This is a genomic window from Roseateles sp. SL47 (genome assembly GCF_026625885.1).
Lineage (GTDB): Bacteria > Pseudomonadota > Gammaproteobacteria > Burkholderiales > Burkholderiaceae_C > Roseateles.
The window spans coordinates 5,675,388-5,689,325 of record NZ_CP113068.1 but is presented as its reverse complement, the minus strand read 5'-3'; the positions used below and the strand labels follow the sequence as shown (position 1 = coordinate 5,689,325).

Genomic DNA, 13,938 nt, shown 5'->3' with positions numbered 1-13,938 from the left:
GTTGCAGTCCAGGCGGTGAAAGTTGGCCACTTTTTAATTGCCCAGGGTCAGTGGGGGGCCGGGGACCGGTTGGTGCTGCCGTCACTCTTGACGCGCGAAAGGGCTGGATTATCTACCAATTCAGTGCAATGGTCAAAACGCGTGGCTTAAACGGCTTTCAATTCTTCAATTTGAGTTCTGATCAGCTTCAATTTGCTGATGTCTGGGGTTGGACTGGTGGCAATCGAGGACGCTTCTTGCTCCAGGCGAACAATCCAAAGCTTGCGCATGACATGCCGGAATTCGTCCTGAGCTGACTCGTCTGCCGGCGGTGCGGATAGCGGACCGCCGCATACGCGTTGGGCCAGTTCCAGCTGGTCGGCTTCCACCAGGGCGATCTGCAGCACCGCCCAGGGGCTGGGGCCGTGGTCCATCATGAAGCGCTCCAGCCAGGCGATGAGTTGACCGTGCTCTCCGGGGAGTTCGTGCAGCAGTTGCAGGTCCTGCTCGCTCAGCACATTCCAGAGTTCGCCGTGCAGCAGCAGCATGCGTACGGCATGGTCCATCGGGGCGGGCGGGGCCTTGCGGGGCATGCCGATGGTGGGGTCCTGCTCGCGGCGCTTCCAGTCGCCCCACTTGCCGCCCTTGCCCTTGAAGTCGCCTTTTCCCTTGAACTCACCCTTGCCCTTGAAGCCGCCGCCGTGGGGGCCGGCACCACCGTAGCTGCCCTGGCCCTGGCCTTGCGCCCAGGCGGGCGCGGACGTGCCGCCGCTGCCAAGGCCGGCCCCACTGCCAGCCCCATAGGCGTCCGGCGGTGGGGCGATGTCATGGGGGTCGCCGTGAAACTCCTCATCCGCATAGGCGGAGGCCGGAATGTCCGGGAAATGCGGCGCATGGTCGTCGCCGCCGGGGTGCGCGGTGGCGCGTTGCGGACGGTCCTGCCGCTCCTGGGGGCGATCCGAACGCTCGCCGCGCAGGCGCGGTGCACCGGCACTGGCTTGCCAGAGGGCCAGCAATTCCTGATCCGGCAGTTGCGCACGCCGGGCGAGTTCGCCCAGCAATTGGCGTTTCAGCAGGCCGTCCGGCAGGGCGGACCAGAGCGGGCGCGCATGGGTGAGCATGCGGGCGCGGCCTTCCGGGCTGCCCAGGTCGCAGCCTTCCGCAGCGCTGTCCATCAGTTGGCGGGACAGCGGAATGGCCTGTTCCACACAGCGCTCAAAGGCCTCCGGACCCAATTCCCGCACATAGGAGTCCGGGTCGTGTTCGGCCGGCAGGAACAGGAACTTGATGCTGCGGGTTTCGGTGGCGTGCGGCAGGGCGGCTTCCATGGCGCGCCCCGCCGCGCGGCGCCCGGCCGCATCGCCGTCAAAACTGAACACCACCGATTCGGTGAAGCGGAACAGCTTCTGGACATGGTCCTGTGTGCAGGCCGTGCCCAGCGTGGCCACGGCATTGCCGAAGCCGCTCTGCGCCAGCGCCACCACGTCCATGTAGCCTTCCACCACCAATGCATAACCACGGCGGCGCATGTCCGGCCGGGCTTCATACAAACCGTACAACTCCTTGCCCTTGCTGAACACCGGGGTTTCGGGGGAGTTCAGATATTTGGGCTCGCCCTTGTCCAGTACCCGGCCGCCAAAGCCGATGACGTCGCCCTGCACATTGCGGATCGGGAACATGATCCGGTCGCGAAAGCGGTCGTAGCGGCGCTGTTCGGCCTCGCTTTTGCCCGGGTCGTCCTGCAGGATCACCAGGCCGGTTTCCACCAGCAGCGGGTCGTCGTAGGCGGGGAAGGCGCTGGCCAGGGTGCGCCAGCCTTCCGGGCTGTATCCCAGCCCGAATTGGGCGGCAATCTGGCCGGTAAGCCCACGGCCCTTGAGATAGTCGATGGCCCGGGGGCTGGTCTTGAGCTGCTGGCGATAGTGCTGGCTGGCCTTGGCCAGCACTTCGGTCAGGGTGGCCTGGCGCTGCTTGACCTGTTTTTCCCGCTCCCGCTCGGCCGGGCTGCGATCGTCTTCCGGCACCTGCATGCCGGCCTGCTGGGCCAGGTCCCGCACGGCATCCACAAAACCGATGCCCAGATGCTCCATCAGAAAGCCGACGGCATTGCCATGCACGCCGCAGCCGAAGCAGTGGTAGGTCTGCCGCGACGGGCTGACGATGAAGCTGGGTGACTTCTCGCCGTGGAAGGGGCACAGGCCCTTGTGGTTGATGCCTGCCTTCTTCAGATCGACGTGACGGGACACCACGTCCACGATGTCGACGCGTGAAAGAAGGTCTTGAATAAAGCCTGGCGGGATCACTTCGGCAAGTTTACGTGAGCGGTCAAGCCGGGCCTTCGGGGAGGGGCCAAAAACAAAAGCCACTCGAGTGACCTCAAGTGGCTCTTTGCATGAATATCTCGGCAGGGTGGGGCTGGCGTCAAAGCCAGGGCCGCACCGGGCCGGGAGGGGCGGTCCGAGAGACCGCGCTGAAATTACAGCGCGAAATCTTCCAGCTTGGCGCCGTTGGCAATCGCTGCCTTCAGCCATTTCGGCTGCAGGCCACGACCGCTCCAGGTTTCCCCGGTGGCTTGATTACGGAACTTGGCGGCCACCTTCGACGCCTTGGCGCCAGCAGTCTTGGTGCTGCGTGCCGTCAGATCCGCCACGGTCAGCCCATATTCGGACATCAGCGACTTCACTTTGGAGATCGCGTCAGCGCGTTCCCGCTCCTGGGTTTCCGCGATTTGCTGTTCAAGAGCGGCCCGCTGGGCCAACAGGTCTTTGAGCGATGCCATTTATGCAATTCCTCACAAGGTTCAACAGCCAAGGCCCTAAAAGGGGCATTCGGCATTATATGCAGGCTTGTGAATAACTCTGCAAGAGGGTAATTGCGGAAGGCGGCGATTTTGACAACGTTTGACTGTGACCTAACCCGTGAAAGTCATTGAAATCAGGGGGTCGGCGGCACATATCCGGCAGGCTGTTCAGCCCCGCCGCCAAAGAAGAACTGTTCCATCTGGCGGGCCAGGTATTGGCGGGCGCGTTGGTCGGCCAAATTCAGGCGGTTTTCGTTGACCAGCATGGTCTGGTGCTTCATCCAGGCCGCCCAGGCTTCCTTGGATACATTTTCATAGATGCGCTTGCCCAGTTCGCCGGGGTAGACGGGGAAGTCCATGCCCTCGGCTTCCTTCTTCAGATAAACGCATTGCACGGTGCGAGCCATTTCAACCTCGATGCTCTAAGAGTGTGGGGGAAGGGCCCGGTGAAACACCAGCACCCCAATGAAACAAAGTTCAACAGATGATCAAGCGAGTTTCTTGACCAGCACCTGAGACCGACGATCCCAGTTGTATTTGCGCTTGCGCTCTTCGGGCAGCCAGTTCGGGTCCACCGGCTGGAAGCCGCGTTTGATGAACCAGTGCATGGTGCGGGTGGTGAGCACAAAAATGCTGGTCAGGCCCATGGCACGGGCGCGTTGCTCGATGCGCTTGAGCAGCCGCTCGCCGTCGCCCTGGCCCTGCACGGCACTGGACACGGTGAGTGCCGCCATCTCTGCGGTGCGAGCCTCCTGGTAGGGATGCAGCGCGGCGCAGCCAAAAATCACGCCGTCGTGTTCGATGACGGTATAAGCCTCGACATCCCGTTCGATTTCGCTGCGGTCCCGTTTCACCAGCGTGCCGTCGCGCTCGAACGGTTCAATCAGGGCAATCAGGCTGCCAATATCGTCATGGGTGGCTTCCCGAAGGCTTTCCAGTTTTTCGTCCACCACCATGGTGCCGATACCGTCGTGGGTATAGACCTCCTGCAGCAGCGCTCCATCCACCGCAAAAGGCAGGATGTGGCTGCGTTCCACGCCAGCTTCGCAGGCTTTGACGCAGTACTGCAAATAAAAGCCCACATCGGTGGGTTGGGTGGGCGGGGGCAGCTTGGTCATCAGCCGTTTGGCATCCGCCAGCGCCAGTTCGGTGTCGATGTTGCTGTCCGGGTCCTCGGGGTTTTCGCGCACGCCCGGCACTTCGGTCATGAAGAGCAGCTTGTCGGCCTGCAGGGCAATCGCGGTGGCCGTGGCCACGTCTTCCATCATGAGATTGAAGGCGTCTCCGGTGGGCGAGAAACCAAACGGAGACATCAGCACGATGGCGCCAATATCGATAGCCCGTTGGATGGCGGCGGCGTCCACGCGCCGCACGATGCCGCTGTGCTTGAAATCCACCCCATCCACAATGCCGACCGGCCGGGCCGTCAGGAAATTGCCGGAAACCACCCGCACGGTGGAATTGGCCATCGGGGTGTTGGGTAATCCCTGCGAAAACGCTGCTTCGATTTCGAATCGCAACTGCCCGGCGGCCTCCTGGGCGCAATCCAGCGTGATGGCATCGGTGATGCGCATGCCGTGGCTGTAGAGCGCGGGATGGCCCTTGGCGGCCAGCTGTTCATTCACCTGCGGCCGGAAACCATGCACCAGCACGATCTTGATGCCCATGGCATGCATGATGGCCAGATCCTGCACAAAACTGTTGAGCTTGCCGGCCGCAATCATTTCCCCCGTCATGCCGACGACGAATGTCTCGCCACGGTAGGCGTGGATATAGGGGGCCACCGCGCGAAACCACGGAACGAAGGTGTGAGGGAAGACCAGGCTCATGGGCGCGAATTGTGCCGCACCCTGTCCCCCCCTGTCCCCTTTACGCGGGTTTGTGGGCACTTGCCGGGCGGGCTGTCGCGCGCGAGCATGCCGCGTCACCCCCACGCAACGGAGCTGCAAATGGATGTCTTCAAGACCCACGGTGCCTTCAGCTGGTCTGAACTCATGACCACCGATCCGGCCAAGGCGGCCGAGTTCTACGGCGGGCTGTTCGGGTGGAAGCTCGACACCATGCCCCTGCCGGGCGGCGGTGATGGTGAGGTGTACCGGGTGGCCAAGGTGGGCGACACGGCGGTGGGCGGCCTGATGACCACCCCCAAGGAGGCGCCGATGCCCCCCCACTGGGCGTGTTACGTCACGGTGGACGACGTGGAGGCCACGGTGGCGCGGGCCCAGGAATTGGGCGGTACCGTGCTGATGCCGGTGACGGAGATTCCCACCGTCGGCCGCATGGCCACCCTGCAGGACCCGCAGGGGGCAGTGGTGAACGTGATCACCTACAGCATGCCGGTCTCCTGAGCCTGCCCGAAGTCCCATTGAACCGACGGGCTCGACCTGCGGGCGGATAATGCGCGCCCCGTGAGTCAAAACAATTCATCCTCCGTGCCCGCCTCCAAGGCCTCGCCGACCGCCGCCACTGAACCTGACACCCGGTCCGATGGACGGCAGGGCCGTCAAGCGCAGGCCACGCCGGCCCTCGCCCAGCCGTCGGTCCTGTCGACCGTCGCGATGCGTCCTTCGGGTGCGCCCGCCGGGCATCCTTCAGGTGCCCCAGGCAAGCCCGGCACCTCGCGTCCACCACGTCCACCGCGCCAGCGGTCGGACGCCCCGCGCGCGGCCACTCCCGCCACGCCCATCCCGCCGATCGAGTTTCCCGAAGCGCTGCCGGTGTCCGGCCGCCGCGAAGAGATCATGGCGGCGCTGGCGCAGCATCAGGTGGTCATCGTCTGCGGCGAGACCGGGTCCGGCAAGACCACCCAGTTGCCCAAGATCGCGCTGGCCATGGGCCGGGGCCGGGGCAATGGCGGGGGCCTGATCGGCCACACCCAGCCGCGCCGGATTGCCGCCTCCAGCGTGGCCAAGCGCATCGCCGAAGAGCTCAAGTCGCCCCTGGGCGACGTGGTGGGCTACAAGATCCGCTTCCAGGACCGGCTCTCACCGGGCGCATCGGTCAAGCTGATGACCGACGGCATCCTGCTGGCCGAGACACAGACCGATCCGCTGCTCAAGGCCTACGACACGCTGATCATCGACGAGGCGCATGAGCGCAGCCTCAACATCGACTTCCTGCTGGGTTACCTGCGCGAGATCCTGCCCCGGCGGCCCGATCTCAAGATCATCGTCACCTCGGCCACCATCGATGCCGACCGCTTTGCCCAGCATTTCGCCTCCGCCAAGGGGCCGGCGCCCACCATCATGGTGTCCGGCCGACTGTTCCCGGTGGAGCAGCGTTATCGCCCGTTCGAAGAGTCCCGGGAGCACGACCTGAGCGACGCCATCTGCGACGCCGTGGACGAACTCTGGCGCGAAGGCTCGGGCGATGTGCTGGTCTTCCTGCCCGGCGAACGCGAGATTCGTGAAGCCGCCGAGGCCCTGCGCAAGCACCATCCGCCGGGTGTGGAGGTGTTGCCGCTCTTCGCCCGCCTCTCCCAGCAGGAGCAGGACCGCGTGTTCCAGCCGCATGGCCAGCCCCGCATCGTGCTGGCCACCAACGTGGCCGAGACGTCGCTGACGGTGCCGGGCATCCGCTATGTGGTGGACCCGGGCCTGGCGCGGGTGAAGCGATACAGCTACCGCAACAAGGTGGAGCAGCTGCAGATCGAGGCCATCAGCCAGGCCGCCGCCAACCAGCGTGCCGGCCGCTGCGGACGGGTCAGCAATGGCATCTGCGTGCGCCTGTATGACGAGAAGGACTTCCTTGGGCGGCCGCGTTTCACCGACCCGGAAATCCTGCGCAGTTCCCTGGCCGGTGTGATCCTGCGGATGAAGGCGCTGCACCTGGGCCAGGTGGAGGACTTCCCGTTCATCGAACCGCCGCCGCGCAAGGCTGTGGCCGACGGTTATCAGCTGCTGGCCGAACTGGGCGCGGTGGATGAACGCAATGAGCTCACCCCCATCGGCGAAGAGCTGTCCCGTCTGCCGCTGGACCCGCGCGTCGGGCGCATGATCCTGGAGGCGCGCCAACGTGACGCGCTGACCGAGGTGTTGATCATCGCCAGTGCCTTGTCCGGTCAGGACGTGCGCGACCGCCCGATGGACCAGCAGCAGGCGGCCGATGAAAAGCACAAGAAGTTTGACGACGAGCGCTCCGAATTCATGGGCTATCTCAAGCTCTGGAAGTGGCTGGGCGAGTCGCGCGGCACGGCGCCGGACGAGGGCGCGGCAGCTCCACCGGCCGGCCAGGCGCCGCGGGCGCACAAGCTGAGCAACCGCCGCCACGAACAACTGCTGCGGGACAACTTCGTCAGTCCGCGCCGGGTGCGTGAATGGCGGGACATCCATTCCCAGCTCCACACCGTGGTGGCGGAACTGGGCTGGCGGCTGAACGGTGCGGCGGCCACCTATGAGCAGGTCCATCTGTCGATGCTGGCCGGCCTGCTGGGCAACATCGGCTGCAAGGCGGACGATGACGACTGGTATCTGGGTGCCCGGGGGATCAAGTTCTGGCGCCATCCTGGCGCTCACCTGAGCAAGAAGCCGGGCCGCTGGATTGTGGCGGCCGAACTGGTGGACACCACCCGGCTGTTTGGCCGTGGCATTGCCGCCATCGAGCCGCAATGGCTGCCGGGCATTGCCGGCCATCTGATCAAGACGCAGCTGCTGGAACCTCATTGGGAGAAAAAGGCGGCCGAAGTCATCGCGCTGGAGCGGGCCACGCTGTATGGCATCGTCATCTACAACAACCGGCGTGTGAACTTTGGGCGGGTAGACCCGGCGGCGGCGCGGGAGATCTTCATCCGCGAGGCCCTGGTCAACGGCGAGTGGGACACCCGGCTGCCGTTCCTGGCGCACAACCAGAAGCAGATCGCCAAGGTCGAAGAGCTGGAGCACAAGTCCCGCCGCCAGGACGTGCTGGTGGACGACGACCTGATCTACGCCTACTACGACCAGCATCTGCCGGCCGATGTCTGCTCCGGCGCCACGCTGGAGAAATGGTGGCGCGAAGCCAGCAAGGGCAACCCGCGTCTGCTGCATCTCAGCCGCGAGGAACTGATGCGGCATGAAGCCGCTGGTGTCACCAGCAATGCCTTCCCGCGCACGGTGCGCCTGGGCGGGGTGGACTGTAGTGCCACCTATCTTCACCAGCCCGGCGACGCGCGTGATGGCGTGACCGTCACCGTGCCCATCTATGCGCTGAACCAGGTGCAGGACGACCGGGCGGAATGGCTGGTACCGGGCATGCTGGAAGCCAAGGTGCTGGCGCTGCTCAAGAGCCTGCACCAGAAGCCTCGCGCCCGGCTGACGCCATTGCCGGACTTTGTGCGCGAGTTCGTGGAACTGAATCCGTTTGGACAGGGCGGCCTGCTGGACGTGCTGCTCAAGGCGGTGAAGGAACGCACCCAACTGGCCATCCAGCGCAATGACTTCAAGCTGGAACAGGTGCCGCCCCATCTGTTCATGAACATCCGTGTGGTGGATGAGCATGGGCGGCAACTGGGCCAGGGGCGCAATCTGGCGGCGCTGAAGGCGGAACTGGGTGGGCAGGCGCGGTCGGCCTTCCAGGCCCTGGCAGCGCTCAAGCTGCAAGGCGCGGACAACGGGCCCGCCGGGGAGGGGGCCGACACGGGCAACGCCGCCTCTGCGCAGGTTCGTTTGGATCGCTCAGGCGACGGCGCCGGGAATGACCGCCAAGGTGGTCGCCAGGGGGGCCTCGGTTCGCGCGCAGGCGGGGATGCAGGCCAAGCAGGAAAAACGGCCCACGGCAGTGGCGGTCACAAGGCCGACCACAAGGCCGGTATCGCCAACCACGGCGCCAACAGTGGCAATGGTGGCAATGGTGGCAATGGTGGTATCCGCGCCACCGTGGCCCCGCCGCCGCCATCGTCTGCCGACGCGACCAAGACCTACACCCAATGGACCTTTGGAGAGCTGCCCGAGCTGATGGAGATCAAGCGAGGCCCGCAGACCCTGATCGGATTCCCCGCGCTGATCGACCGGACCACGCATGTGGAGATCGAGGTTTTTGATGAACCCGAGCTGGCTGCTGCCAAACATCGGGCGGGCCTGCGCCGGCTGATCGCGCTGCAGCTCAAGGAGCCGCTGAAGTACCTGGAAAAGAACATCCCCGACCTTCAAGCGATGGCGGTGGCCTTCATGAGCCTGGGCACCAACGAGGAACTGCGTGACCAGATCGTCGCCGTGGCGCTGGACCGTGCCTTCCTGGGGGACCCGCTGCCGGTGGATGAATTCAGCTTCAAGGCCCGGCTGGACGAGGGCCGCGCCCGCCTCAACCTGATTGCCCAGGAAGTGGCACGCCTGGCTTACGGCGTGCTGCTGGAATACCAGGCGGCCCTGCGCAAGCTCAAGGACACCCGCTCCGCGCCCAAGGAGGTGGTGGAGGACATCCAGGCGCAACTCCAGCGCCTGATGCCCAAGCGCTTTGTGATGCAGACCCCGTGGACGCAACTGCAGCACTATCCGCGCTACCTCAAGGCCATCACCCTGCGCCTGGACAAGCTGCGGGCGGATGCCGCCCGGGATGCCAAGCTGATGACCGAGCTCAAACCGCTGGAGCAGCGCTGGCAGCGCCGGCTGGTGGAGCGCAAGGGGTCGCCGGATGCCCGCCTGGATGATTTCCGGTGGCAGTTGGAGGAGCTGCGGGTGAGCCTTTTTGCACAGGAGTTGCGTACGCCGCAGCCGGTGAGCGTCAAACGCCTGGAAAAGGTGTGGGCGCAGTTACAAAACTGAGAGGAAAATCCACGTTACTTCTACCTGCGAGGACGTCGGGTTTTCTGTCCAATCGCAACCATATAAGGACAGTGGCGCCTGGGTCAGGCCGGACGCCACCTCTAACGCGTGTCTGAGACAACCTCATCCTCCTCCGCCGCCCCGCTGCGGCGCTTTGGCCGTTTCGAGCTGCGTGCGCTGCTTCACAAAAGCCAGCGCAGCATGCTGTGGCTGGTGTTTGACACCCACCATGGCCATGGCCAGGAGATGCTGCTCATGGTGCCGCGAGAAAAGCCGGCCAGCGAGGCGGCCATGCTGCAATGGCTCAAGTCGCTGGACGCCGCGTCGCGGATTCACCATCCCAACCTGGGCCATGTGGTGGAAACCGGCCGGGTGGACCCCTGGCCCTATGTGACCTACGACCGCGCCCTCGGCGAGACGCTGGAAGAGCGCATCGCCCGCGGCGCGCCGCTGCCCCTGGATGCCGCCCAATGGGTGGCCCAGGCGCTGGAAGGCCTGGCCTTCGCCCATGAGGCTGGCCATGCCCACCGCGACATCCAGCTGGCCCATGTGCTGGTGGATGCGGCGGACCATGTCCGTGTGATCGGCCTGGAAGTGGCCCAGGCCACGCTGCCGCCGGATGCCGACTTCAATGCCACCCGCCGGGCGATGCGCGAAGCGGCGGAGGAAGACGTGGTGGGCATGGGGCTGGTGCTGCACCGCCTGCTCTCCGGCCGGCCGGTGCTGGAAGAGCAGGACCTGCGGCTGGTGCTGCAGCGCATGCAACCGCAAGGGCAGGAACTGGTGCGCATGGGCTGGGAGACCCCCTATCAGATCCCCGAACCGCTGCGGGCCATCGTCAACCGCGCCACCGATCGCCAAGCACGCCAGCGTTATCACCAGGCCCGCAGCTTCTGGCGGGCGCTGGATGGCTGGCGCCTGTCGGCCGAACTGGACAATGGCGGCCCGATTGCGCTGCTGAAGGACAAAATGCAGCGCTTCGGCCATCTGCCCTGCGTGAGCACGCGGCTGGTGTCCACCGCGCTGTCGTCCGCCATGGCGTCGCAGCATGCCAGCGAGCTGGCCGCCCTGGCGCTGAAGGACATGGCGCTGACCCTCGAATTGCTGCGTCGCGTCAACAATGCGCTGCGCCAGCAGGGCCACCCCAACAGCGGCGGTACGGTACTGAACATCCAGCGCGCCATTGCCATGCTGGGGCTGAACGGGCTGGAAGAAGCCGCCCGCGCGCTCAAGCCCTGGCCGGGCCCGATGAACGAAACCCAGGCCACCTTCATGCAAAGCCTCATCCGCCGTGTGCAGCGGGCCGGCCAGGTGGCCCAGGCGCTGCGGCCGGCCGGTTATGACGGTGAGGTGGTCTACCTGATCAACCTGATGCAGAACCTGGGCCGGCTGCTGGTGCAGTACCACTTCCCGGATGATGCCCAGCAGATCCGCCAGCTGATGGTGGCCCCGGAGCCGACGGAAGAGCATCCCAACCCGCGTGGCATGACCGAGCAAAGTGCGGCTTATGCCGTGCTGGGCTGTGATCTGGAAAGCCTGGGGCTGGCCGTGGCCCGCTACTGGGGCCTGGGAGAAGAGCTGCAGCACATGATGCGCCGCCAGCCGCAGGAGATGCCGGTGCGCCATGCCGACGGCGATCTGGAAATGCTGCGTCTGACCTGCAGCCTGGCCAATGAACTGATCGATGCCCTGGGCCTGCCGGAACGCAAGCGCCAGACCGGCATCGAACTTGCCACCCGGCGCTATTCCCGGGCCCTCAATCTGGGCCTGCGGGAGGTCTACGACGCCATGGGGGCGGCCCAGTCGCAGGGCCAGTCCCAGGGCGACCCGACGGCCGATCTGCCGGATCCCAGCCTGGGCGCGGCGGCCACCGCCGCCCCGCGCTCCCGTCTGCGTGAACGCGCCCAGCAGGAGGGTCCGGCGCCCCGCAAGGACGCGCCATGATGCCGATGCCGCCCGCTGTCGGGCGCTTCAAGCCGCTGCGCAGCCTGGGGCGCGGAGCCCAATCCCAGGTGTGGCTGGCCCATGACCCGAGGCTGGACCGGGAAGTGGCAGTGAAGGTGCTGACGCAGTCCGCGGACCGGGCCAGTGTGGATGCCTGGCTGCATGAGGCACGGGCGGTGAGCCGCCTGACCCATCCCAACATCGTCCCGGTGTTCGAGGCGGATCTGGAGGGTGGGCAGGCCTACATGGTCTTTGAATACGTGGCGGGAGGCACGCTGGCCGAGCACATGCGTCAGCGAGGCCGTCTGGCGGCGCGTGATGCGGTCGGGCTGATGCTGGGTGTGCTGGACGGTCTGCACGCCGCACACCAGGCCGGGGTGGTACACCGCGACCTCAAACCTTCCAACGTCATGCTGGACCCGCAGGGCCGCCCGCGGGTGATGGACTTCGGCATTGCGGTCCGGCTGACCGGGGCCAATGCCAACATCGCGTCCTCCAGCAACCGCATCGTTGGCACGCCTGGCTATATCTCGCCGGAGGCAGCTCGTGGGGCCTCGGCCTCCGCAGGCATGGACGTGTTTGCAGCGGCGGTGATGCTCACCGAAATGCTGAGCGGCCAGCGTCTGAACTACGACCCCGACCCTTGGCGCGCCGTGCGCCGGGTGGCCGAGCAGCAACTGGAGCCGCCCGCCGATCTCGGCCCCGATACCGACGATGCGCTGCGTGCCGTCCTGCTGCGGGGCCTGGCGCGTGATGCCAGCCAGCGCTGGCCGGATGCCAAAGCCTTCCACGATGCCCTGGCCGCCTGGCTGCATCCGCCCACGGATGCCTCGGCCGCCAGCGAGGGTGGCAATGCCACGCTGGAGTTTCTGCTGCGCCGCATGCGCCATCGGTCCGACTTCCCGGCCATGGCGGATTCGGTGGCCCGCATCCAGCGCATGACGCAGTCGGAGAATGAAAGCCTCACCACCCTCTCCAACGAAATCCTGAAGGACGTGGCCCTCACCAACAAGCTGCTGCGCCTGGTCAACACGGTGCAGTTCAGCCATGCGGGCGGCGGGCATATCAGCACCGTGTCTCGTGCCGTGGCGCTGGTGGGGTTTGGCGGCATCCGCAATCTGGCCATGTCGCTGGTGCTGCTGGAGCGCATGGAAAACAAACAGCATGCGCAACGTCTCAAGGAAGAATTCCTGCGTTCGCTGATGGCGGGTTCGCTCGCCCGCGAGTTGTGCCTGGTGCCGCGTGAAAACGAAGAGTCCTTCCTGACGACGATGTTCCAGGGCCTGGGGCGATTGCTCTCGGAGTTCTATCTGCCGGAAGAGGCGCAGCAGGTGCGCAAGCTGGTGCGGCCGGAGCGTGGCATGGGTGAGCAGGCCGCGCCGCCGGTCAGCGAAGGCGCGGCATCGGCCAAGGTGCTGGGCCTGAGTTATGAAGCACTGGGGCTGGGGGTGGCGCGTCAATGGGGCTTCCCGGACAGCCTGCAGCGCACGATGCAGCGGCCGGACGGGGAAGCGCCGATGCGGCTGGTGGAGCATTCACCCGACCGCATGCGCTGGCTGGCGCGGGCCAGCAACGACGTGGCGGATGTGATCCTCAACAGTGACCCGACAGAGGCGCATGCCAAGGTGCGTGCCATGGCGCAGCGCTATTCACGTGCGCTGGGGGTGGAGGCCAAGGCCTTTGAGCAGGCAGCCGACCAGGCACGGCAGCGTTTGACGCAACTGGCGCAGGCCATGGACATTCAGTTGCCCAAGAGCTCCCCCGCCCAGCGGCTGCTGGCGCCGCTGACGCCCTCGCTGGAGGACACGTTGTCGCCGCACCAGTTGCAGGCCACCGTGGTGCAGGGCGAATTGCCCACGGGGGTGATTGCGCCGGAAGAAGCCGCAGCGGTGCTGGCCGCCGGCATCCAGGACATCACCAACGCCATGGTGGAGAGTTTCAAGCTCAATGAAGTGCTGCGCATGATCCTGGAGACCATGTATCGCGGCCTGGGCTTCCGGCGGGTGATCTTCTGCCTGCGGGACCCCAAGACGGAAACCCTGACCGGGCGCTTCGGCCTGGGGGACGGGGTGGAAGCGGTGGTGCCGCTGTTCCGTGTGCCGCTGCGGGTGATGCCGGGGCTGCAACCGGACCTGTTCACCGCCATCTGCACCAAGGGCGCGGACACGCTGATTTCCGATGCATCACAACCCAAGATCGCCGAGCGGCTGCCGCCATGGTTCCTGAGCGGCGCCAAGGCCCACAGTTTCCTGATCCTGCCGATGGCCTTGCGTGGGGCGCCGTTTGCGATGATCTATGCAGACAAGGCGCAGCCGGGCAGTGTGGTGCTGGATGAAAAGCAACTGTCGCTGCTGAGAACGCTGCGCAACCAGGCGGTGATGGCCTTTAAGCAGGCGAGCTGAACCCAGCAACGCCTGGTTACTGCTTGTCGGGCAGGTAATGGTGGCCCCGTGCCGTCATCGGGGGCTCCGGCCCGCG

At 65.7% G+C, this 13,938-nt stretch carries 8 protein-coding genes; 4 read left to right on the top strand and 4 right to left on the bottom strand.

Features of this window, described 5'->3' with window-relative positions:
* Positions 1–146: 146 nt before the first annotated feature.
* The 4 genes from dnaG to argA all read right to left on the bottom strand — a co-directional run bounded on the left by dnaG (position 147) and on the right by argA (position 4,608).
* Positions 147–2,282 (bottom strand): DNA primase, encoded by a 2,136-nt coding sequence (gene dnaG, locus OU995_RS24670; protein WP_267832805.1) that lies wholly within the window; start codon positions 2,280–2,282, stop codon positions 147–149.
* A gap of 173 nt (positions 2,283–2,455) precedes the next feature.
* Positions 2,456–2,758, bottom strand: coding sequence for an H-NS histone family protein (locus tag OU995_RS24665; protein ID WP_267832804.1), 303 nt, complete (start codon positions 2,756–2,758; stop codon positions 2,456–2,458).
* 155 nt (positions 2,759–2,913) lie between these two features.
* On the bottom strand, positions 2,914–3,186 hold the full coding sequence (locus OU995_RS24660; RefSeq protein ID WP_267832802.1) for an oxidative damage protection protein: 273 nt from the start codon (positions 3,184–3,186) through the stop codon (positions 2,914–2,916).
* Between the two features lie 81 nt (positions 3,187–3,267).
* Positions 3,268–4,608, bottom strand: coding sequence for an amino-acid N-acetyltransferase (argA, locus tag OU995_RS24655; protein ID WP_267832800.1), 1,341 nt, complete (start codon positions 4,606–4,608; stop codon positions 3,268–3,270).
* Positions 4,609–4,728: 120 nt separating this feature from the next.
* Between argA and OU995_RS24650 the strand changes: the two genes are divergently transcribed.
* The 4 genes from OU995_RS24650 to OU995_RS24635 all read left to right on the top strand — a co-directional run bounded on the left by OU995_RS24650 (position 4,729) and on the right by OU995_RS24635 (position 13,862).
* On the top strand, positions 4,729–5,127 hold the full coding sequence (locus OU995_RS24650; RefSeq protein ID WP_267832799.1) for a VOC family protein: 399 nt from the start codon (positions 4,729–4,731) through the stop codon (positions 5,125–5,127).
* A gap of 336 nt (positions 5,128–5,463) precedes the next feature.
* Positions 5,464–9,516, top strand: a complete 4,053-nt coding sequence (gene hrpA, locus OU995_RS24645) for an ATP-dependent RNA helicase HrpA (protein WP_267836368.1) — start codon at positions 5,464–5,466, stop codon at positions 9,514–9,516.
* A gap of 108 nt (positions 9,517–9,624) precedes the next feature.
* A complete protein-coding gene (locus tag OU995_RS24640; protein ID WP_267832798.1) occupies positions 9,625–11,460 on the top strand; it encodes an HDOD domain-containing protein in 1,836 nt (611 codons plus the stop codon).
* On the top strand, positions 11,457–13,862 hold the full coding sequence (locus OU995_RS24635; RefSeq protein ID WP_267832796.1) for a serine/threonine protein kinase: 2,406 nt from the start codon (positions 11,457–11,459) through the stop codon (positions 13,860–13,862). Before OU995_RS24640 ends, OU995_RS24635 begins: the two co-directional genes overlap by 4 nt.
* Positions 13,863–13,938: the final 76 nt, after the last annotated feature.

Excerpts from the sequence above, each read along its gene's own strand:
- OU995_RS24635 (WP_267832796.1), top strand. The coding sequence starts at position 11,457 with ATGATGCCGATGCCGCCCGCTGTCGGGCGCTTCAAGCCGCTGCGCAGC.
- OU995_RS24660 (WP_267832802.1), bottom strand. The coding sequence starts at position 3,186 with ATGGCTCGCACCGTGCAATGCGTTTATCTGAAGAAGGAAGCCGAGGGC.
- argA (WP_267832800.1), bottom strand. The coding sequence starts at position 4,608 with ATGAGCCTGGTCTTCCCTCACACCTTCGTTCCGTGGTTTCGCGCGGTG.
- OU995_RS24665 (WP_267832804.1), bottom strand. The coding sequence starts at position 2,758 with ATGGCATCGCTCAAAGACCTGTTGGCCCAGCGGGCCGCTCTTGAACAG.
- OU995_RS24650 (WP_267832799.1), top strand. The coding sequence starts at position 4,729 with ATGGATGTCTTCAAGACCCACGGTGCCTTCAGCTGGTCTGAACTCATG.